This window comes from Azotobacter armeniacus, from assembly GCF_054779355.1.
This window is the reverse complement of record NZ_BAAGYK010000116.1, coordinates 123746-143124: the sequence shown is the minus strand read 5'-3', so window position 1 is coordinate 143124 and position 19379 is coordinate 123746. Positions and strand designations below refer to the sequence as shown.

General features: G+C 65.8%; 17 protein-coding genes and 6 pseudogenes. 13 read left to right on the top strand and 10 right to left on the bottom strand.

The annotated features are described in order from the left end of the window. A partial coding sequence (locus ACYVD0_RS15895; protein WP_460427706.1) for a condensation domain-containing protein occupies positions 1-1187 on the bottom strand: 1187 nt, incomplete at its 3' end. Positions 1188-1190: 3 nt separating this feature from the next. Further along, complete coding sequence (locus tag ACYVD0_RS15890; protein ID WP_460427705.1) at positions 1191-4514, bottom strand: non-ribosomal peptide synthetase; 3324 nt, start codon at positions 4512-4514, stop codon at positions 1191-1193. Here ACYVD0_RS15890 and ACYVD0_RS15885 point away from each other — a divergent pair. Then, positions 4513-4875, top strand: coding sequence for a hypothetical protein (locus tag ACYVD0_RS15885; RefSeq protein WP_460427704.1), 363 nt, complete (start codon positions 4513-4515; stop codon positions 4873-4875). The two genes, ACYVD0_RS15890 and ACYVD0_RS15885, sit on opposite strands and share 2 nt — an antisense overlap. A gap of 117 nt (positions 4876-4992) precedes the next feature. Here ACYVD0_RS15885 and ACYVD0_RS15880 read toward each other — a convergent pair whose 3' ends face one another. Next, positions 4993-5223: an MbtH family NRPS accessory protein gene (locus ACYVD0_RS15880; protein WP_460427703.1), complete on the bottom strand. Its 231-nt coding sequence runs from the start codon at positions 5221-5223 to the stop codon at positions 4993-4995. A gap of 228 nt (positions 5224-5451) precedes the next feature. Between ACYVD0_RS15880 and ACYVD0_RS15875 the strand changes: the two are divergent. From ACYVD0_RS15875 to ACYVD0_RS15860, 4 genes and pseudogenes are all read left to right on the top strand, one after another. Further along, positions 5452-5979, top strand: a pseudogene (locus ACYVD0_RS15875) (ISAs1 family transposase). 298 nt (positions 5980-6277) lie between these two features. Beyond that, positions 6278-6529, top strand: coding sequence for a type II toxin-antitoxin system Phd/YefM family antitoxin (locus tag ACYVD0_RS15870; protein WP_460427702.1), 252 nt, complete (start codon positions 6278-6280; stop codon positions 6527-6529). Beyond that, a pseudogene (locus ACYVD0_RS15865) lies at positions 6529-6946 on the top strand (PIN domain-containing protein). The gene ACYVD0_RS15870 and the pseudogene ACYVD0_RS15865 overlap by 1 nt, the downstream one beginning before the upstream one ends. A gap of 424 nt (positions 6947-7370) precedes the next feature. After that, positions 7371-8011, top strand: a pseudogene (locus ACYVD0_RS15860) (IS5 family transposase); the annotation flags it as partial. A 35-nt stretch (positions 8012-8046) separates the two neighbouring features. Here the strand turns inward: ACYVD0_RS15860 and ACYVD0_RS15855 are convergent. Beyond that, positions 8047-8880 (bottom strand): LysR family transcriptional regulator, encoded by an 834-nt coding sequence (locus ACYVD0_RS15855; protein WP_460427734.1) that lies wholly within the window; start codon positions 8878-8880, stop codon positions 8047-8049. Here ACYVD0_RS15855 and ACYVD0_RS15850 point away from each other — a divergent pair. Continuing rightward, a pseudogene (locus ACYVD0_RS15850) lies at positions 8877-9184 on the top strand (alpha/beta fold hydrolase); the annotation flags it as partial. The gene ACYVD0_RS15855 and the pseudogene ACYVD0_RS15850 overlap by 4 nt on opposite strands. Positions 9185-9355: 171 nt before the next feature. Here the strand turns inward: ACYVD0_RS15850 and ACYVD0_RS15845 are convergent. Next, the gene (locus tag ACYVD0_RS15845; RefSeq protein ID WP_460427701.1) at positions 9356-9499 is read right to left on the bottom strand and encodes a hypothetical protein; all 144 of its coding nucleotides are present in this window, start codon (positions 9497-9499) and stop codon (positions 9356-9358) included. 40 nt (positions 9500-9539) lie between these two features. Then, entirely contained in the window at positions 9540-9695 is a 156-nt protein-coding gene (locus ACYVD0_RS15840) for a hypothetical protein (protein WP_460427700.1), read from the bottom strand. A 126-nt stretch (positions 9696-9821) separates the two neighbouring features. On the opposite strand from ACYVD0_RS15840, the pseudogene ACYVD0_RS15835 reads away from it, so the two are divergent. From ACYVD0_RS15835 to ACYVD0_RS15825, 3 genes and pseudogenes are all read left to right on the top strand, one after another. Then, a pseudogene (locus tag ACYVD0_RS15835) lies at positions 9822-10121 on the top strand (IS701 family transposase); the annotation flags it as partial. Positions 10122-10503: 382 nt separating this feature from the next. Further along, positions 10504-11178 carry an extensin-like domain-containing protein gene (locus tag ACYVD0_RS15830; RefSeq protein ID WP_460427699.1) on the top strand — a complete coding sequence of 225 codons (675 nt, stop codon included), beginning with the start codon at positions 10504-10506 and terminating at the stop codon, positions 11176-11178. A gap of 270 nt (positions 11179-11448) precedes the next feature. Next, positions 11449-12228: a class I SAM-dependent methyltransferase gene (locus tag ACYVD0_RS15825; RefSeq protein ID WP_460427698.1), complete on the top strand. Its 780-nt coding sequence runs from the start codon at positions 11449-11451 to the stop codon at positions 12226-12228. A 13-nt stretch (positions 12229-12241) separates the two neighbouring features. On the opposite strand, the pseudogene ACYVD0_RS15820 reads toward ACYVD0_RS15825, so the two are convergent. Further along, positions 12242-12519: pseudogene (locus ACYVD0_RS15820) on the bottom strand (DUF4197 family protein); the annotation flags it as partial. A gap of 371 nt (positions 12520-12890) precedes the next feature. Between ACYVD0_RS15820 and ACYVD0_RS15815 the strand changes: the two are divergent. The 4 genes from ACYVD0_RS15815 to ACYVD0_RS15800 all read left to right on the top strand — a co-directional run bounded on the left by ACYVD0_RS15815 (position 12891) and on the right by ACYVD0_RS15800 (position 16892). Further along, positions 12891-13811, top strand: a complete 921-nt coding sequence (locus ACYVD0_RS15815; protein WP_460427697.1) for an ABC transporter ATP-binding protein — start codon at positions 12891-12893, stop codon at positions 13809-13811. Then, positions 13808-14542: an ABC-2 transporter permease gene (locus tag ACYVD0_RS15810; protein ID WP_460427696.1), complete on the top strand. Its 735-nt coding sequence runs from the start codon at positions 13808-13810 to the stop codon at positions 14540-14542. The genes ACYVD0_RS15815 and ACYVD0_RS15810 overlap by 4 nt, the downstream gene beginning before the upstream one ends. Position 14543: 1 nt before the next feature. Next, entirely contained in the window at positions 14544-16379 is a 1836-nt protein-coding gene (locus ACYVD0_RS15805) for a Gldg family protein (RefSeq protein ID WP_460427695.1), read from the top strand. A gap of 303 nt (positions 16380-16682) precedes the next feature. Next, complete coding sequence (locus ACYVD0_RS15800; protein ID WP_460427694.1) at positions 16683-16892, top strand: cold shock domain-containing protein; 210 nt, start codon at positions 16683-16685, stop codon at positions 16890-16892. 75 nt (positions 16893-16967) lie between these two features. On the opposite strand, the gene ACYVD0_RS15795 is transcribed toward ACYVD0_RS15800, so the two are convergent. Genes ACYVD0_RS15795 through dapE form a run of 3 tightly spaced genes read right to left on the bottom strand, consistent with a single transcriptional unit; the run spans position 16968 to position 19310 of the window. Further along, the gene (locus ACYVD0_RS15795) at positions 16968-17342 is read right to left on the bottom strand and encodes a hypothetical protein (protein WP_460427693.1); all 375 of its coding nucleotides are present in this window, start codon (positions 17340-17342) and stop codon (positions 16968-16970) included. A gap of 10 nt (positions 17343-17352) precedes the next feature. Then, positions 17353-18156 carry a class I SAM-dependent methyltransferase gene (locus tag ACYVD0_RS15790; protein ID WP_460427692.1) on the bottom strand — a complete coding sequence of 268 codons (804 nt, stop codon included), beginning with the start codon at positions 18154-18156 and terminating at the stop codon, positions 17353-17355. Further along, positions 18150-19310: a succinyl-diaminopimelate desuccinylase gene (gene dapE, locus ACYVD0_RS15785; protein ID WP_460427691.1), complete on the bottom strand. Its 1161-nt coding sequence runs from the start codon at positions 19308-19310 to the stop codon at positions 18150-18152. The genes ACYVD0_RS15790 and dapE overlap by 7 nt, the downstream gene beginning before the upstream one ends. Positions 19311-19379: the final 69 nt, after the last annotated feature.

The following is a 19379-nucleotide window of genomic DNA, read 5'->3' as shown; positions in this document are numbered from 1 at the left end:
ACCTGGAACAGCGGGTGCAGGCCGGGCTGCCGCTCGGGTTGCAGGGCCTCGACCAGCAAGTCGAAGGGCAGGTCGGGATGCGCCTGCGCGTCGAGCACCGTGTCGCGTACTGCCGCCAGCAGTGCGCAAAAGCTCCCGGAGGCCTCGACCCGGGTGCGCAGCACCTGCACGTTGGTCAGGTAGCCGATCAGCCCGCGGGTCTCCGCGCGCTGCCGGTTGGCGATCGGCGACCCGACCCGCAGATCGCTCTGGCCGCCGAAGCGATAGAGGGTCAGCTTCAGCAGCGCCAGCATCACCATGAACAGGGAGGCATTCTGTGTGCGCGCCAAGCCGCGCAGCCCTTCGCTCAACGCGCCAGGCAGGCGGAAGCCGCAGCGTCCCTCCTGTAGATCGGCCGACAGGCCTCGCGGCCGATCCAGCGGCAACGCCGTGGGCGGATGCTCGCTGCCGAGACGGGCGCACCACCAGGCGAGCTGACGCTCCCGCTCGCCCGCCTCGAACCAGTTCCGCTGCCAGAGCGCATAGTCGGCGAACTGGATCGGCAGCGGCGCGAGCCGGGGCTGGCCGCTGCTGCAGCCGGCTTCATAGAGGGCGAAGAGTTCGTCGAACAGAATCTGGATCGACCCGCCATCGCCGGCGATATGGTGCAGCGCGAGGCCGAGAATGTGTTCGTCATCGGCGAGCCGCCACAGAGCGGCACGCAGCGGCGGCTCGGCATCGAGCCGGAAGGGCGTCTCGGCGAAAGCGCGTTGCAGGCGCCGCGCCTCGTCCACCCGCGACTCGCCCGGCAGGCCGCGCAGATCCGTGACGGGCAGCGCTATCGCCGCCTCGGCCAGAATCCGTTGCTCCGGTTCGCCATCGCCGCGCGTGGGATAGAGCGTCCGCAGGATCTCATGACGCCCGACGAGGGCCTGGAGCGCGAACTCCAGCGCGCCGGCGTCGAGGATGCCCTTGAGATGAAGCGCCCCGGGCATGTTGTAGGCCGGGCTCGCCGGCTCCAACCGCCAGGTCAGCCATAGGCTGCGCTGGGCGTAGGAGAGCGGCAGCGGGCCGCCGCGATCGGCCGATACGATGGGCAGTTCGGCGAAGCTGAGACCGGCCTCCTGAAGCTTCGCAAGGAATCCACGCCGCGCGTCGGGCGCCAGGGCGGCGAAACGCCGGGCAATCTGCTGATCGTCAAGTGCCATGGATCAAACCTCAAATTCGTTCAGAAGAGAGTCGATTTCCGCCAGCCGTTTCTCTTTGGAGCCCCGCGCGAGCAGGCCTCCGGCCGGCAGATGCGCAGCGAGCGCCTGAGCGAGCGCCTGGAGGGTCGGAGCGTCGAAGAAATGTCGGACGGCCAGCTCGCACGCGTGACGCTGGGCGAGAAGCGCCGTGATCTGAATGGCCAGCAGGGAATGCCCGCCCAGCTCGAAGAAGTTGTCCTGGCGTCCCACGCGCTCGACGCCCAGCACCTCGGCCCAGATCGCCGCCAGGGTTTCCTCGACCTCCCCCTGCGGCGCCTCGTAGGTCCGCTCGCCGGCCAGCTCCGGCTCGGGCAGCGCCTTGCGGTCCACCTTGCCGTTCGGAGTGAGCGGCAGGGCCTCCAGCGTCACGAGGACGCTCGGCACCATGTAGTCCGGCAGCAACCGGCCCAGCCGCTCGCGCAGCAGGCCGCCGTCGAGCGCCTGCCCGCCCGGCGCCGCCACATAGCCCACCAGCAACGCCCCGCCCGGCCCTTCCTTGGCCACCACCACTGCCTCGCGCACCTCGGGCTGGGCCAGCAGCTGCGCCTCGATCTCGCCCAGCTCGATGCGGAAACCGCGCACCTTCACCTGATGGTCGAGGCGCCCCAGGTACTCCAGCCGACCTTCCGCGTTCCAGCGCACCAGGTCGCCGGTACGATAGAGCCGCTCGCCCGTGCCGAACGGATCGGCCACGAAGCGCTCGGCCGCCAGAGCTGCCCGGTTCAGATAACCGCGCGCCAGGCCCACCCCACCCAGGTACAGCTCGCCCGCCCCGCCTGGTGGCGTGAGATTCAGAGCCGAATCCAGGACATAGAGCTGCGTTGCAGCGATGGCCCCGCCAATACCGGGCTCTCGGCACACTTGCTCCACCGTCGACCAAATTGTGGTCTCGGTCGGACCGTACATGTTCCAGAGCTCGACACCCAGGTTCCGCAGATCGCGTGCAAGATCCACCTGCAACGCTTCTCCGCCGCACAGTCCCTTGAATGTCCCGCAATGGCCACCGCGCCATCCGCCAGCCAGTAGAAGCCGCCAGCCTGCGGGGGTAGATTGGAGCATCGTTGCTCCGCACTCCCTAATGAGCTGCCCAAGAGCCGCCCCATCCCGCGCAAACTCTCTTGCCGCCACGACGATCCGGGCGCCGCACAGAAGAGGCAGATACAGCTCAAGCGCAGCAATATCGAACGACAAGGAGGTGACGGCGACCAGAACGTCTTCTGCAGCCATCCCCGGCTGGACTCTCATGCTGAGCAAGAAGTGGCTGAGTGATCGATGACGCACCATCACCCCCTTGGGCCGCCCGGTGGAGCCCGAGGTGTAGATCACGTAGGCGAGGTTGTCGCCGTGCGGCTCGATCGGCGGGTCCTGCTCGGGCTCGCCGTCGAGATCGAGGCTGTCCAACGCCAGTACGACCAGCGCCCGACCGCCGGCGATCCGCTCCACGAGGTGGCTTTGCGTCAGCAGCAGCCCGATGCCGCTGTCCTCGACCATGTAGGCCAGCCGCTCGGCCGGATAGTCCGGATCGAGCGGCACGTAGGCCCCGCCCGCCTTGAGGATGCCCAACAGGCCCACCACCATCTCGACGGAGCGCTCCACCGCGATGCCCACCTTGGTCTCCGGCGCGACGCCCAGGGCGATCAGCCGGTGCGCCAGGCGGTTGGCCCGGCGGTTCAGCTCGGCGTAGCTCAGTTCTTCGTCACCGAAGACCAGCGCCGTGGCCTGCGGCCGCTCCTGCGCCTGCCGCTCGAACAGCCGGTGCACTGGCTCGGCATCCGGGTAGCGCTGCGGGTTCTCGCCCCACTGGCGCAACTGCGCCCGCTCGGCTTCGTCCAGCAGCTCCACATCGCCCAGTGCCTGTTCCGGCCGCTCGGCCAGTGCGCGCAACACGGTCAGGTAATGCCCCGCCAGGCGCTCGATGGTTTCGGGCTCGAACAGCTCGCGCGCGTAGCGGAACCGCGCCTCGACCCTGCCGTCCTCGGTCTCGCAGGTCTCCAGTGTCAGTTCGAACTGCGCGACCTGTTCGTCGAAGTCCAGCCGCTGCACGGCCACGTCGGGCCACTGCGCCAGCGAGCGATGGTCCTGTCGCAAGTGGTTGAACATCACCTGGAACAGCGGGTTGATGCCCTGGCTGCGCTCTGGCTGCAGCGCCTCCACCAGCCGTTCGAAGGGCAGGTCCTGATGCGCCTGGGCGCCCAGCGCCCTGTCCCGGATCTGCCCCAGCAGCTCGGCCAGGGTCATCCGTCCGTCGAGGCGGGCAGGCAGCACCTGGGTGTTGACGAAGAAGCCGACGAGACCGGCCACTTCCGCCCGGTTGCGGTTGGCGATGGGCACGCCGACGCGGATATCCGTCTGGCCGGTATGGCGGAACAGCAGCGCCTGGAAGGCCGCCAGCAGGGCCATGAACAGCGTGCCGCCCTGCGCCTGTGCCTGCTGCCTGAGCCGGTCCAGCAGATCCTCGCCCAGCGCGACGCTGTGCAGGGCGGCGGCGTACTGGCCATCGGCCCGACGCAGCCGATCCGTATGCAGCGCCAGAACAGGCTGCTCGTCGCCCAGTTGCTGGCGCCACCAGGCGAGCTGGCGCTCGCCCTCCGCCCCGTCGAGCCACTGCCGCTGCCATACGGCATAGTCGGCGTACTGGATCGGCAACTCCGGCAGCCCGGCCGGCTGGCCTTGCCGGTGCGCCCGGTACAGGGCCGCCAGCTCGTCGAGAATGAGCTGGGTGGACTGGCCATCCGACACAATGTGGTGCATCACCACCACCAGCCGGTGCTCCTCCTCCCCGGTCTTGAGCAGCGCCACGCGAAGCAGCGGGCCATGGGCGAGATCGAAGGGCGTCGCGCAGATCAGCCGTACTTCGTCCTGAATGCGCGACTCGCGCGCGGCGGCTTCGAGGCCGGCGAGATCGATGCAGGGCAGCTCGATAGCCGGCGCCGGCTGGACGAACTGCTCCGCCAGGCCATCGCCGCCTTCCCGAAAGACGGTCCGCAGCGACTCGTGGCGGGCGACGAGGGCCTCGATGCTGGCGCGGAGCGACGGAACATCGAGGCGACCGACGAACGCCAGGCCACCGCTCAAGTGGTAGGCGGCGCTTGTCGGATCGAACTTCCACAAAAACCACTGGCGCTGCTGGGCGAACGACAGGGGAGCCCGGTCGCACGACGGGCGACGCGGGATGCTGTGCTGCGCCGTGGCGGCGGCAGCCCCGCCCCGCAGGCGGGTCCGCAGCTTGGCAAGCTGCTCGGGACTGAGCTTGGCACGGCGTTCGAAAAGGTCTTGCGGATCGGGCATGACGAGCCTCTCAAGCGGTTGCAGGCGCACGATCCAGGGCCGCGGCGGCCGAATCGGCGTTCTCGATTTCTTCGATCAGTCAGGTTTCGGCGAACGCCGCCAGCGCGGCGATCGTCGGGGAGTCTTGAAGAAGGTGGCGGGATACAGCTCCACGTCGCAGGCGCTGCGCCCCTCGGCGACCAGTCCGTTTAAAGAACCCTTTCAGGAGCCGCTCCAGTTGGGCAGCAAGCTGGCCGGCCTCGACGTTCAGCGCTCCCACACCACGCGCCGAGAGCACCTAGGAGTGCTGAAAAACCAGGCTGAGCGGCAGTGTCTTGGGCTGGAGCACCATGCCAGGATGCACGATGTCGATCTTCGCTAAGCCGGATGGTGCGAATCCGCTCCGGCAGTGGGCGGCGCCAGCACAGGCACAGGGTCGCGCTGGTGCCGTCGCACGGCCGGGCCAGCAGGTCGATGAAAGGCAGCTGCATGGAACGGATCACTGTGCGGTCGTAGCTGGAGCGTCGGCCGTCCGCATGGCCTGTTCGTCCATCCATTGGTGCAGCGGGCGCATGTCGGTCCAAACGTTCTCGACGTATTCGAGCACGGTCTTCCTGTCGCCCTTCTCTGCCTCGACAACCTTCCAGTGGGGCCGAATGGAGTACTCTTCCTCGTGGTTAGCGAGAACGATGAAGGTCTCGTCTTCGCGGTCAAAGCAACTGGTGGACATGGGCAGCCTCGTGCGGTTGAAGGGAAGCGAATCCATCCTCTGCCGGCCTGGGAACCGGCATGCGGGTCGTCTGCCTTCAAAGACGAAGCGGCCTGTGATTTGTTTAGTACTATCGTGTCATGAGCGTACTCACCATAGGCACATGTATAGGGTTTCTCCCGGTCTGCCAGTGAAACAGGGCAATCGCGCTATATCCCTCTTGCCTTTGGCGACGATTGCCGGTAGCGGATGGAATCTTTTCGAGCCCCTCTCATGCTGCCCAATCCCCAGCCCTACTGCGCCGAACTCATCGACCCCCGCCATGAAACCCGCAACAAGCTGCATGCCCTGCAGGACATCGCCATGATCACCCTCTGCGCCACCCTGTGCGGCTATGACGACTGGGTCAGCATCTAGGACTTCGCCCACGAGAACGAAGCCTGGCTGCGCGAGTTCCTGCCGCTGGCCAACGGCATTCCCTCGCACGATACCCTCAGCGACGTCATCGGGCGCCTGGAGCGCAAGGCCTTCGCCGACGCATTCGCGCGCTGGATGCAGGACAGCCAGCACTGGGTATTGGATGTGCAGTTTCGGGAGGATGCCAATCGCAGTCGCAAGGATCACTCGGCCAGCAACCTGGCCGTGATACGTCGGGCCGCCCTGAACCTGATACGACAGCACGACAGCAGCAAGCTGAGCATCGGCAGGCGGCGCATGCGGGCCTGCACCCATGCGCCGTACCGAACACAGCTGCTATTTGAGGCAGAAGATTCATAGCGCGATTGCCCTGCATGGTCGGAGGCGGCACGGATTGGGACGAGGAGGACTGTGGCTGGCAGGTGGTATCGGAACGGGGGCCGGCTTTACCGGTAGGCGAGCGCCGGGCCAATCAGTCCTGAGAAAACGCAGGAGAAAATTTCTCCCTGCTGCCGTTGGCAAGCCTGCTGGCGCCTATCCCCAGCAGGAAAAACGGTTGCGAGAAAATCCGCCTCGCCTTCAAGGTAGCGCTGCTATAGATGTGGGTCTGCTGCCATGATGTAGAAACATGCCTGCATTGACGTTAGAGGAGCAGACTATGCCGACGACCATTTCTAGCCGGGAGTTCAATCACGACACCAGCCGGGCAAAGAAGGCCGCGCTGACCGGGCCTGTGTTCATCACAGATCGCGGGAAACCGGCTCACGTTCTGCTGTGCATCGAAGAATATCTGCGACTGACCGGCAGCCAACCCAACATCATCGACATCCTGGCAATGCCAGTGGGAGAGGATGTGGAGTTTGAAGCCCCTCGCGCCGCGATCAAGACGAAGCCGGTGGATTTTTCTTGATGTTCTTGCTCGCTACCAATGTTGTCTCCGAGTTGCGTAAGGCCAAGCAGGGCAAGGCCGATACCGGTGTTGTAGCTTGGGCGCAAAGCGTTCAGGTCGGAGAGTTGTACCTGTCGGCCATCTCGGTGATGGAGTTGGAAACCGGAGTATTGCTGCGTGAACGAAAGGAGCCGACTCAAAGGGCGCTTCTGCGAGCGTGGCTCGATCAGCACACCCTTCCTGGCTTTTGCCGGACGCATTCTGGCAGTGGATACCGCCGTGGCTCTCCGGTGCGCGAGGCTGCATGTGCCGGATCAGAAGAGCGAGCGCGATGCGCTTATTGCTGCGACGGCGCTCGTTCACGGCATGACGGTCGTGACCCGGAACGTGGCGGATTTCGAGCGGACGGGTGTTGCAATGCTCAACCCCTGGACTTGAAGGACAAAGACGCGGAGCATTTGAAGGAGATCGTTGAGGCCAGTATGTGAAAGTGATGCTCCCCGCCCCATCGCCTGCTCAATCCGCTGCACCCCGAGGCTGGAGGGGCGAGTATTCAGGTAGAGAAATTTCCCCTCGACTCCCGCCTTATCTAGGGCCTGTTAACACTACTCCACGCGACCGCGACGGAGCCTGTTTTTGCGCGGGGTTAGGCGCGAGGAGAGAAGTTTGGTCATTCCAAATGAACGACGAGCAACGACACATCGCGCAAAAACAGGCCCGTCCCTGCGGGTTGCGCGGCAAATGGCGCCATGCGTCGTTGCGGGACTTGGCAAGGGAATGCCATTCCCTGCGTCCCGCGCCTCGCCTGGCGCCATTTGGCGCGGCAACGCGGCTCGCGGAGAGTAGTGTTAACAGGCCCTAGCGGATGCGCGCAGGCAGCCCGTGGAGAGACCTGCCCAGCGCCTTCGGAGGCTGGAACCGGGTCTGCAAGCGTTTCAACGCGTGGTCGGCAGCCGGCAAGTGGCTCAAGGTTTTCCAGGCATTGATCGAGGAGCCCGATCTCGAGTGGGCCTTCATCGATGGCACCTCTGTGAAGGCCCACCAGCACTGTGCCGGTGCGGCCAGCGACCAGCCCGAAGCCATCGGCAAAAGCCGCGCGGGACACACGAGCAAGATCCACCTGGCCGTCGATGCGCATGGATTGCCCGTGGCCTTCGAGATCACCGGGGGCGAGGTCAATGACTGTAGCTCGGCCCCCGAGCTGATTGCACAGCTGCCGTCCGCCGCGGTGATCGTGGCCGACAAGGGCCATGACGGTGAGCGCATCCGCGAACGGATCGAGGCGCAGGGCGCCCGGGCGGTCATTCCCCGAAAGCGCAACTCGATCAAGGGCAATGCCGATCTGGACCGGGGGCTGTATCGCTACCGGCATCTGGTCGAGAATGCCTTTGCGCGGCTGAAACATTACCGTGCCGTGCCGTGGCGTTCCGCTACGACAGGCTGAAGCGAAATCACGAGAGCATGGTGACCATGGCCTGTGGGTTTCTATGGCTCCCCATGTGAATCGTCAACGGCCCTAGCTACTCCACATTTATTCGCTATTGTTTTCCCGAAAATCGGTGTTGCTGACCAGCTTTTCGCACAGCTGATATCAACGCTTGCACTGCCGCCGAGTCGTTTCGTGGGAAGGCATAGAAGCGGACCATTGGCAGGTTGGGCATACCGTTCTGCGCGCCTAGAGTCCTTAAGCCATCGCATAACTGGCTGCGCGCCACTGGCGTAACAGCGAAGCCAGCCAGGGCGGCCGCTAGGCAGCCGGCCATGCTGCTGCTCTCGAAGACCAGGCGCCATGGGCGCATCGAGTGGCCGAGAGCGATCAGCGCCGACTCGCGGTAGACGCAGGGCTCGGGGAAGACGGCCAACGGAACGGTTGAAGCCGCATCGAAGTCCTGGTTCGCAGCAAATGCCCATATCAAATCTTCCTCCCACATCAGCTCACCGATGTCGGGCACGAGCACGCACTGTTTGCCGAACACCACATCCAGCCGGCTATTCGACTTATGCCGCAGCAGGTCGGCCGTCACGCCAACCTTCAGCTCGATAGAGGCATCGGGATGCCAACGGCGGAACGTCTGCAGGATGCGCGGCAACCAGGTTCCGGCGAAGTCCTCTGACGCGCCGACGCGCAACCGTCCCTTCAACGGCGCACCGCGCAGCCGGGCCCGAACTTCGCGCTCCAAGTCCACGATGTTGCGCGCATAGGCATACAACAACTCGCCGGCCGGGGTCAGCTCGAAGCGTCGCGTGGTCCGCGCCAGCAGCATGGCGCCGCTGGATTGCTCCAGGCGCTTGATGTGCCCGCTGACTGCCGAAGGCGTCAGGGCCAAGTGTTCCGCGGCCAAGGCGAAGCTGCCGCTGTCCACCACTTCCAGACTGGTCTCAGGTCGTGCTCTACTCGTACCGCCACCGCTGGGGCTTCGCCGAGGGCGACTCCACCTATGCCGCAGACGAGGCCTGCCTGAATCCAGCGCCGAGCCTGGCGGTGCCGACGCTGGTCCTGCACGGCAGCGCCGATACTTGCAACCAGCCGGCCAGTTCGGCGGGCAAGGAGAGCTTCTTCGTGGGGGGTATGAACGCCAGGAGCTGCTTGGCGTCGGGCACTTTCCGCAACGCGAGGCCCCAGGAACGGTCGCGGACGCCATATTGCGCTTCTGCGGTGACGGCAATGCCGGTTGACAGCGAGCGACAAGGTACGTCGTGGAGATCAGGTAGTACAGGTCACGTCCGAAGCCAACCAGCATTTGGCGCAGGGTGACCAGCGCACCGGCCATGTGTGCTTCGGCCTGCCGTTCCAGATCGGCCAAGGCCAGCCGGGTGAGCGGCAGGCAGGCGCGCAGTGGGCTGTCATCACACGGGCTCGGCCACCTTTCGTGCTGGCAAGCGCAGATCGAACAGGCCATATGCCGCAACCACGAGAAAGCAGAATCCCGGCAACGCATAGGAAATCGCCGCACCAAAGATGTCAATCACCGCACCCAGGGCTATCGGCATCAGCGCACCGCCTAAAAGCGTCATGCAGATCCTGGATCGATTAGGCTGGCGATTTCTGTGGCGGTCTTGCCTCGGCACTGGCCAGCAGGATCTGGCAGCGCAGCAGGGTGAAGGACTCACGGGCACGCAGACCGGCCTGCAGGGCCTGCCGCTCCCCGGTACTCAAGGGGCGAACGAATAATAAAGGTGCTTTCATGGGTCAGGGCATCGCCCGGCGCCGCACTTTTCACAACCATATCCATGAAACTGCACTATCACTACAGTTGCATATTTAGCCTTCATCTGCCTTGCTTGATGTATTCCCTTGCCTGGGAGAGACCGGATGACAACTGCATCGATCGAGACAACCCTGGAGCTGTGGGCTTCATCGCTGCGCGAAGTCAAGGCGCGTATGCGCCCCCTGTTTACCCAGGAGCGAGTGGCGGCCTCTGCCGGCTTGTTCCTCGATGGCCTGCTGGGCAACGAGCCACGCAAGACCGGCTGGATGCGCGCCGAGGCAGCCGGCGATCCCGGCCCCTGGCGTCAACAGGCCATTCTCGGCCGTGGTCGCTGGGAGGCCGATGCCCTGCGCGATCTGGTGCGCGCCTATGTGCTCGAGCATCTGTCCGACGACGAGGCCGTCCAGAACGCGTGGGGGCTCGATCATAACGAAACCCGTCCTGGCACGGCTGGTACCGCCATGTCTCGTTGGTCATGCTCGCCTTTGCCCTGCTGGCAGCGGTTCGCCATCGAGCCAATGTCATGGCTCCCCCCAAAACAGCCAGGCGGCTGGCGAGTCCCCTTCGGCAGAGCTGACTCGCTGGTCTGTTCAGGAAATTCGGCGCCTCACCCTCAGGCTTGCGCTGCGACGGGTAGATCCGGTTCACATCATCGCCTGGTCGCTCTGGCGAAGGGCTCATCAGGCCAGGGTCCGGCAAGCTCATATCAGCGCAAAAATGCAACTGTAGTGCTAGGGCGCAACCAAGCCGCCTTTCCGCTGCCTCAAGGACATGTTCATCGTTCGCATGTTTTTATTGTGCGCACTGCTGGCGGGGCTCGCCTGGGTCGGCTGGCAGGCCTGGCCAGCCGTGCCGCCCCGCTGGAATCCCTGGGCGCCGCTGGATGTGCGTGAACCGCCGAACCTGCTCACGTCCTTCAAGCAGTGGCGTCTGCAGCATAATTCCGCGCTCTGCGCCGAGGCCCTGGCCAGTTCCACATTGCGCTACGCTCCCTTGGCCGACAGCCGGCCGGCGCCTGGCTGTTCGATCGAGAACAGCGTTCTCTTGCACTCTTCCGAAGTCGCCTTCAATGCCAGCCTCACCGCCACCTGCCCGCTCGCCGTCGGTTATGCGCTGTTCGAGCGGCATGGCCTACAGCCCGCCGCCCTGCAGGTATTCGGCCAACCGGTGGTGCGTATCGAGCACTATGGCAGCTTCGCCTGCCGCAACATCGCCCGCAGCGCAAGGCGCAGCCAGCACGCCAGCGCCAACGCACTGGACATCGCCGGCTTCCGCCTGCATGACGGCCGGCGCATCACCGTGGCCCGCGACTGGGCGGGAGATGATGCATCGGCGCGCTTTCTGCGCCTGGTGCGCGATACCGCCTGCCATTCCTTCAACGTCACTCTGGGCCCGGATTACAACGCCGCACATCGCGACCATCTGCATGTCGACATGGGCCCAGGGCGGCTCTGTCGCTAGTGGCCTGTGCGGTTGATTGGTTAACGCAGGTTCGGATGATCGGGGTTTCGAGACAAGGCGCCGCGACGAGTCATGGCAGGGCTATGGCGAGGAATGGCAACGCAATATCGGAGCCTCGAGCGCCGAAATTGACTGATCCAATCAACCAAACAAGCCGCCAGGCCCGGATGGCATGAACCTGCCGGGAGCGCTGGGAATGGCCCCAACTCTGGCAGAATGCCGAATTTGAAGTTGGCGGCCGCCCGTGCGGCCATTTTCGAGCGTTTTGCAATGATCGATGAATGTCCTGCGGTACGTATCCGGGTCGAGGCCCTGGACCCGGTATTTCATGAAGCTGCACAGAGCCTGGCCGAGCGCCTGGACCTGCCGCTCGGCGGCGAGGCGCAATTCGCCCTGCAGCTCGGCGAGCAGGGCCTGCAATTGGCCGAGCTGGGGCCGCAGGCGCCCGGGCCGGTGCGGGTCGACTTTGTCGAGGGCGCGGTGGCGCATCGGCGGCTGTTCGGCGGCGGCAGCGGACAGATGATCGCCAAGGCGGTCGGTGTGCAGCCGGGCGTGCGGCCACGAGTGCTCGACGCCACCGCTGGGCTGGGGCGTGACGCCTTCGTGCTCGCCTGCCTGGGCTGTGAGGTGACCCTGATCGAGCGCCAGCCGCTGATCGGCGCGCTGCTCGAGGACGGCTTGGTCCGTGCCGCCCGCGATCCCGACGTTGCCCCCGTGGTTGCGCGCATGATCCTGCGCAGCGGCGACGCCATCGAGCAGATGCACGCCTGGGCAGAGGAGCCGCCACAGGTGATTCACCTCGACCCTATGTTTCCCCACCGTGACAAGAGCGCCCTGGTGAAGAAGGAGATGCGCCTGTTCCGCCCACTGGTGGGCGACGACCCGGACGCGCCAGCACTGCTCGAGGCCGCCCTGGCGCTGGCCAGCCACCGGGTAGTGGTCAAGCGCCCGCGCAAGGCGCCCTGCATCGCCGGACCGAAGCCGGGCTACAGCCTGGACGGCAAGTCCAGCCGCTACGATATCTATGCGCTGCAGTCGCTGAAGGGCTGAGGGAGCGGCGTTACTTGGTCTGCGGCACGGCGGCCTCGGCGGTCTGGTTCATGCGGGCCTCCAGTAGGTCGACCTGGCTGCCCATGCCCATCATCTTCATGGTCCTGGCGACCTTGCCGAGCTTACCCGGCAGTTCGATGCGCACTTCGGGATCGTTGCTGAAGCCGCCGGGTTTGCCCGGTTGCTGCACGGCCAACTGGCGCCCTGGCTGAGCGCATCCTTGAGTCCGCCGCCGGCGTCCTGTTGCGTGAGATCAGCAAGGGAGAGGGTGAAGGCGTTGGCGCTCAGCATGAGGCCTGCGAGCAGCAGGGCAAACGACGCATGATGGCATTCCGTGCGGAAAAGGGGCGGCCAGCTTAGCCGAGGCGGGCGGGACATCCACGCTTTCGCGAAATGGCCGCCTGCCGCGTGGCGCAGGGCGACTTGCCGAAAGGTTCCGGCGCCAGGCGGCGTCTTGCCATGCCGTCGACGGACTCCTTATAGTCCGCCGGCATTCACCACCGGCCGTTGGAAAGCCTCTATATACGGCCATGGACTCCGGAGGCCGGTTTGCCGGCCCGGATATGCCTGGCTTTCGCGCTACTTTTCAACGGATCGAACGAGACGCTTCCTGCGCAGGGCTGTCGGCTGGCAGGAAGGCTTCACTACACGGATGAGAGGCTATGATCGAGATAAACAACCTGACCAGGCGCTTCGCGCAGCACACCGCGGTGGACGATCTGTCCTTCCATGTCCGGCCAGGGGAGGTACTGGGCTTTCTCGGCCCCAATGGCGCCGGCAAGTCCACTACCATGAAGATGCTCACCGGCTTTCTCGCGCCGACCTCTGGCAGCGCGAGCATCCTGGGCTTCGACATCCGGCGTCAGACCCTCCAGGCCCAGCGGCGGATCGGCTACCTGCCGGAAGGCGCGCCCTGCTACGGCGACATGCATGTGGCGGGCTTCCTCGGCTTCATCGCCGAGGTGCGCGGTTTCCGCGGTGCGGAGAAGCGGCGCAGGGTCGCGGCGGCGGTGGCCCGGCTGGAGCTGGAGAAGGTCCTCGGACAGAGCATCGAAACTCTCTCCAAGGGTTTCAAGCGCCGGGTCGGCCTGGCCCAGGCGATCCTCCACGAACCGCCGGTGCTGATCCTCGACGAGCCGACCGACGGCCTCGATCCCAACCAGAAGCATCAGGTGCGCCAACTGATCGGCGATCTTGCCCGCGACCGGATCGTTATCATCTCCACCCATATTCTCGAGGAAGTGGCAGCGGTGTGCAGCCGCGCGCTGATCATCGCCGCCGGCCGGCTGGTGGCCGACGGCACGCCGCTGGAGCTGGAAAGCCGCTCGCGCTACCACCAGGCGGTGACCCTGGTCGGCGAGGGCCTGGAGCAGGACGCACTGGCGGCGCTGCCGGGTGTCGCCGGGGTCGAGGCCAATCCCCTGGAGGGCAGCCTCACCGTGCTGGCCAGGCCCGGAGAGGTGATCTTTCCCCAGGTCAATGCACTGATCCACCAGCGCGGCTGGGAGGTGCGCGAGCTGGACGTGGAGCGTGGCCGCCTCGACGAGGTGTTCCGCAGCCTGACCCGGGGGGAAGCGGCATGAGGCAGCTATCGGCGGTCTTCAAGCGCGAGCTGGGCAGCTATTTCGCCACGCCCCTGGCCTACGTGTTCATCCTGATCTTCCTGGTCCTCTCCGGGGTGTTCACCTTCTATCTGGGCCGCTTCTTCGAGAGCAACCAGGCGAGCCTCGCGCCTTTCTTCAATTTCCATCCCTGGCTCTACCTGTTCCTGGTGCCGGCCATCGCCATGCGCCTCTGGGCGGAGGAGCGCAAGTCGGGCTCCATCGAGCTGCTGATGACCCTGCCGATCAGCCGTTTCGAGGCGGTCGCCGGCAAGTTCCTCGCCGCCTGGGCGTTCGCCGGCCTGGCCCTGCTGCTGACCTTTCCCATGGTGCTCACCGTCAACTACCTGGGCGAGCCGGACAACGGCGCGATTCTCACCGGCTATCTCGGCAGCTGGCTGCTGGCCGGCGCCTACCTGGCGATCGGCTCGTGCATGTCGGCGCTGGCAAAGAACCAGGTGATTGCTTTCATCCTCGCGGTCAGCCTGAGCTTCCTGTTCATCGTCAGCGGCTTTCCGCTGGTGCTCGACGCCTTCGCCGGCTGGGCGCCGCAGTGGCTGATCGATGCAGTGGCCTCGCTGAGCTTCCTGGTGCGCTTCGACGCGATCAGCAAGGGCGTGCTCGACCTGCGCGATCTGCTCTACTTCGTCTCCCTGATCGCCGCCTGGCTGGCTGCCACCGTCGTGGTGCTCGATCTGAAGAAGGCCGACTGACATGAAGAAAATCCTGTATTCCGGCGCTGGGCTGCTGCTCATCGGCGTAGCGTTCCTCGCCTTCAACATCCTCTCCGGCCAGTTGCTCGGCAACGCCCGTCTGGACCTCACCGAGCAGAAGCTCTACACCCTCTCGGCCGGCACCGAGCAGATCCTCGCCGAGCTGGACGAGCCGCTCGACCTGTACTTCTTCTACTCCGACCAGGCCACCCGCGAGCTGGCGCCGCTGCGCAACTACGCCCGGCGCGTCGAGGAAATGCTCAAAGCCTACGAGCGGGTCGCGGACGGCAAGCTGCGGCTGCACATCGTCGATCCCGAGCCATTCTCCGAAGACGAGGACCGCGCCGCCGAGTTCGGTCTGCAGGCGGTGCCGCTGAACCAGGGCGGCGAGCAGGTCTACTTCGGCCTGGCTGGCCGCAATCCCGCGGGAAATACCCAAGTGATCCCGTTCTTTCCGCTGGACCAGGAGGAGTTCCTCGAGTACCAGATCAGTCGCCTGGTGCAGAGCCTGGCCCATCCCGAGCTGCCGGTGGTCGGAGTGCTCTCCGGGCTGCAGCTGAGCGGTGGCTTCGACATGCTGGCCGGGCAGCCGACGCAGCCCTGGATGGTGCTCGAGGAGATCCGCCAGCTGTTTCACATCGAAAGTCTGGAAGCTGGCGTCGACCAGATTCCCGAGGAAGTCTCGGTGCTGCTGCTGGTACACCCGAAGCAACTGCCGGAGCAGACCCTCTACGCCATCGACCAGTTCGTGCTGCGCGGCGGCAAGCTGCTGGCCTTCGTCGATCCGCTCAGCGAGGCCGACAGCGGCATGGGGCTGTCCGGCGAGATGGGAAGTGGTCGGGCATCTGACCTGGAGCCGCTGTTCAAGGCCTGGGGAGTGCGCCTGCGTCCCGGCGAGGTGCTCGGCGACGGTGCCTACGCCATGGCGGTGAGCATTGGCCAGGGGCAGCGGGCAGTGCGCCATCCCGCCTGGCTGAACCTGCCACCCGCGGCGCTGGACGGCGAGGATGTCAGCACCGCCGGGCTGGAAAGCCTGACTGTCGCCAGCGCCGGCATCCTCGATCCTGTGGAGGGCGCCTCGACCCGCTTCGTGCCGCTCATCCAGAGTTCTGCCTACGCCATGCCGCTGGATGCCGAGCGCGTCGCTGCCATCGACGACCCACAGGCACTGCTCGGCGACCTGCAGCCGACCGGCGAGCGCTACGCCCTCGCCGCGCGGATCAATGGACCGGCCAAGTCGGCCTATCCGGATGGCATCGAGGGGCGCGGAGATGGCCTCAAGGCGGCCGACAACATCAACCTGATCGTGGTCGCCGACAGCGATCTGCTCAGCGACCGCATGTGGGTGCGGGTGCAGGACTTCTTCGGCCAGCGCATTCCGCAGCCGTTCGCCGACAACGCCAGCTTCGTGATCAATGCGCTGGACAACCTGGCCGGCTCCGACTCGTTGATCGAGGTGCGCTCGCGCGGCCGCTTCAGCCGCCCGTTCGTGGTGGTCGAGGCGCTGCAGCGCGAGGCCGAGGCGCGCTTCCGCGAGAAGGAGGAGGTACTGCAGCAGCGTCTGGCCCAGACCGAGCAGCAGCTCGCCGCCCTGCAGCGCAGCGAGGAGCCGGGCAAGGCCCTGGAACTGAGCCCCGAGCAGCAGGCCACGCTGCAGCAGTTCCTCCAGGAGAAGCTGCGCATCCGCAAGGAGCTGCGCGAGGTGCGCTATCAGCTCAACGCCGACATCGAGGCCCTTGGGCGTACCCTCAAGTTCATCAACATAGCCCTGGTTCCGCTATTGCTGACCCTGGGGGTGCTGGCGGCCTGGCTGTGGCGCCGCCGGCGCCGGGTCTGAGGGAGCGTCGCAGGTGGCGAGCGACAGGGGGGTATTTGCCCGCGGAGCGGGCGAACACTCTGAAATCAGTCGAAATATTCAAATTTTCGCCTGATTTATTGATCTGGGGGGCTTGCGCTACCTGCGGCAAAAAGTCCTTCCTAGTCCGGGCGGTTGTTTTATACTGCCCGAGCGGCGCTTCCAGGGATGCGCCTTCAACACCCCAGCGAAACGAGCATGTTTGAGGGTTTGGAGCACGTCCGCCGGGCCTGCGGGGCCTCTGGTAAGGCAAACAACAAAATTGCATGTTTGGAGAGAGTGTTAATGGCTGATCGTGAGGTCGGAACCGTCAAGTGGTTCAATGATGCCAAGGGCTATGGATTCATTCAGCGCGAGAGCGGCCCGGACGTGTTCGTCCATTACCGCGCTATCCGCGGCGACGGTCATCGCTCCCTGATCGAGGGACAGAAGGTGGAGTTCTCGGTTATCCAGGGCCAGAAGGGCCTGCAGGCGGAAGACGTCTCCAGAGTGTAGTTTCCGGCAGGCCCGTCAAGCGACGGGCCTGTTCGCTTGCGGGTTTCGGCAGCCGCCGGTGCCTTCCAGAATCGTTCACTGGGTCCGCCAGATGAACTCCTGCTCGCCATCGCCGTTGATCTTGATCCAGCGGTCGGTGGCGTCGATGTCTTCCTCTTCCTGCCAGCCTCCCGGCGCACAGCGGATCTCCACGCCCAGTGCAGCGTAGGCGGCGCGGGCAAAGGACAGGTCATTCTCCCAGGGCGTCCGCTCGCTTTCGATGAACAGGCTGTGCCACTTGCCCACCGCGTTCGGCAGCCAGGTGACGGGTGCGCCGTTGGCCGCCTCGCACTTGAAGGTCTGGCCCTTGCTTTGCCAGGGCGTGCAGGGACCGATCGTTGCATTCAGCCAGTCGGTGACGACCTGCTGATCTCCGTCCTTCAGGTAGATCTCGATATCGGGTTGGCGCATGGCGAATCCCCTAGCTTCTTTCAATCCAATCGTAACGTATGGCGACTGTGGCCTCTAAGGGGGCGGCGATCACGGCGGCGCGCCGCTCGGCGCTGGCGCGCCAGCCGTGCGGGGTCATCGCCAGCAGGTCGGCGCGGGCCTCGGCGCTATCCAGACGCAGCCGGTAGCTTAGGGTTTCGCTGGCGGTCAGGCGCATGCCTGACGGAATCAGCGACAGATGCTTCTGATCGTCGTATTCGCGCACTTCGTCATAAAGCCTGGCGCGCAGTTCCAGCAGGTGCTCGCGGGTCGGCCCCATGCGCAACAGGCCGCCGCCGGGCGCCAGCAGGCGGTGGGCCTCCTGCCAGTCGAGCGGGCTGAACACGCTGGCCAGCAGGTCGCAACTGGCGTCGGCCAGCGGCACCCGGGCCATGCTGGCGACCAGCCAGGTCAGCTGCGGCGCACGGCGGCAGGCCCGCTTGACCGCCTCGCGGGAGATGTCCAGGGCATGGCCGTCGGCTTGGGGCAGGGCTTCGGCGAGTTGCTCTGTGTAATAGCCCTCGCCGCAGCCGATGTCCAGCCAGCGGCGCGGCGCGCGTTCGGCGGCCAGTTCGGTCAGGCGGCGGGCCAGGGGGGCGTAGTGACCGGCGTCGAGGAAGCGCCGGCGGGCCTCGACCATCGCCTGGTTGTCGCCGGGGTCGCGGCTCTTCTTGTGCTGCACCGGCAAGAGATTCAGGTAGCCCTGCCGGGCGCGGTCGAAGCTGTGTCCGGCGGGACAGGCGACACCCCGCTCGTCGCGCTGCAGCGCACCCTGGCAGAGCGGACAGATCAGCATGCCAGCAGCCGCACCAGGGTCTGGTAGTAGATCTCGGTGAGTAGATCCAGATCGCTGGCCAGGATGCGTTCGTCGATCTGATGGATAGTGGCATTGAGCGGGCCGAGCTCGACCACCTGGGTGCCCAGAGTGGCGATGAAGCGTCCGTCGGAGGTGCCGCCGCTGGTCGAGGGCGTGGTTTCCCTGCCGGTCACCGCGCGGATGCTGGCCGACACGGCGTCCAGCAGCTCGCCGGGCTCGGTGAGGAACGGCAGGCCGGACAGTGCCCAGTCGATGTGCCAGTCCAGGTCGTGGCGGTCGAGGATCGCGGTAACGCGCTGCTGCAGGCCCTCCACCGTGGATGCGGTGGAGAAGCGGAAGTTGAAGATAACCTGCAGCTCGCCGGGGATCACATTGTTCGCGCCGGTGCCGGCATTGATGTTGGAGATCTGGAAGCTGGTCGGCGGGAAGAAGGTGTTGCCGTCGTCCCAGTGCTCGGCGGCGAGCTCGGCGAGGGCCGGTGCGGCCAGATGGATGGGGTTCCTGGCCAGTTGCGGATAGGCCACGTGGCCCTGTTTGCCGCGCACTGTCAGGGTCGCGCCGAGGGAACCGCGGCGGCCGTTCTTCACCGTGTCGCCGAGCGCCGCGCTGCTCGACGGCTCGCCGACGATGCACCAGTCGAGGCGTTCGCCGCGCGCGCGCAGGCGCTCGACCACCGCGCGGGTGCCGTGCTGCGCCGGGCCTTCCTCGTCGCTGGTGATCACGAAGGCGATCGCTCCGCGATGGCGCGGGTGGTCGACGACGAAGCGCTCCACCGCGACTACCATGGCCGCCAGGCTACCCTTCATGTCCGCCGCGCCGCGCCCGCAGAGCATGCCGGCGTCGTCGATGCCGGCCTCGAAGGGGGGGGATCGCCAGGCGCCGGGCGGGCCGCTCGGCACCACGTCGGTGTGGCCGGCGAAACACAGTACCGGCCCGTCCTCGCCCACGCCGCCGTCACGGCGGGCCCAGAAATTCTCCACTTCCTCGATGCGCATCGGCTCCAGGGCGAAGCCGGCGGCGCTCAGGCGGGCCATCATCAACGCTTGGCAGCCTTCGTCCAGTGGCGTGACCGAGGGACGGTTGATCAGCTCGCAGGCGAGCGCCAGGGTGGGGGAGAGGGCTGGGGCAGTCATTGCAGCTCCGGAGCGGCGGGAAAAGGGCGTCATTTTAAGGCAAAAACCGCTGCTCGACTGCAGCGGCCT

Bases quoted from the DNA above. Each gene is read 5' to 3' on its own strand.
- ACYVD0_RS15885 (WP_460427704.1), top strand. From the start codon at position 4,513: ATGACGAGCCTCTCAAGCGGTTGCAGGCGCACGATCCAGGGCCGCGGC.
- ACYVD0_RS15890 (WP_460427705.1), bottom strand. From the start codon at position 4,514: ATGCCCGATCCGCAAGACCTTTTCGAACGCCGTGCCAAGCTCAGTCCC.
- ACYVD0_RS15880 (WP_460427703.1), bottom strand. From the start codon at position 5,223: ATGTCCACCAGTTGCTTTGACCGCGAAGACGAGACCTTCATCGTTCTC.
- ACYVD0_RS15870 (WP_460427702.1), top strand. From the start codon at position 6,278: ATGCCGACGACCATTTCTAGCCGGGAGTTCAATCACGACACCAGCCGG.
- ACYVD0_RS15845 (WP_460427701.1), bottom strand. From the start codon at position 9,499: ATGCCGATAGCCCTGGGTGCGGTGATTGACATCTTTGGTGCGGCGATT.
- ACYVD0_RS15840 (WP_460427700.1), bottom strand. From the start codon at position 9,695: ATGAAAGCACCTTTATTATTCGTTCGCCCCTTGAGTACCGGGGAGCGG.
- ACYVD0_RS15830 (WP_460427699.1), top strand. From the start codon at position 10,504: ATGTTTTTATTGTGCGCACTGCTGGCGGGGCTCGCCTGGGTCGGCTGG.
- ACYVD0_RS15825 (WP_460427698.1), top strand. From the start codon at position 11,449: ATGATCGATGAATGTCCTGCGGTACGTATCCGGGTCGAGGCCCTGGAC.
- ACYVD0_RS15815 (WP_460427697.1), top strand. From the start codon at position 12,891: ATGATCGAGATAAACAACCTGACCAGGCGCTTCGCGCAGCACACCGCG.
- ACYVD0_RS15810 (WP_460427696.1), top strand. From the start codon at position 13,808: ATGAGGCAGCTATCGGCGGTCTTCAAGCGCGAGCTGGGCAGCTATTTC.
- ACYVD0_RS15805 (WP_460427695.1), top strand. From the start codon at position 14,544: ATGAAGAAAATCCTGTATTCCGGCGCTGGGCTGCTGCTCATCGGCGTA.
- ACYVD0_RS15800 (WP_460427694.1), top strand. From the start codon at position 16,683: ATGGCTGATCGTGAGGTCGGAACCGTCAAGTGGTTCAATGATGCCAAG.
- ACYVD0_RS15795 (WP_460427693.1), bottom strand. From the start codon at position 17,342: ATGCGCCAACCCGATATCGAGATCTACCTGAAGGACGGAGATCAGCAG.
- ACYVD0_RS15790 (WP_460427692.1), bottom strand. From the start codon at position 18,156: ATGCTGATCTGTCCGCTCTGCCAGGGTGCGCTGCAGCGCGACGAGCGG.
- dapE (WP_460427691.1), bottom strand. From the start codon at position 19,310: ATGACTGCCCCAGCCCTCTCCCCCACCCTGGCGCTCGCCTGCGAGCTG.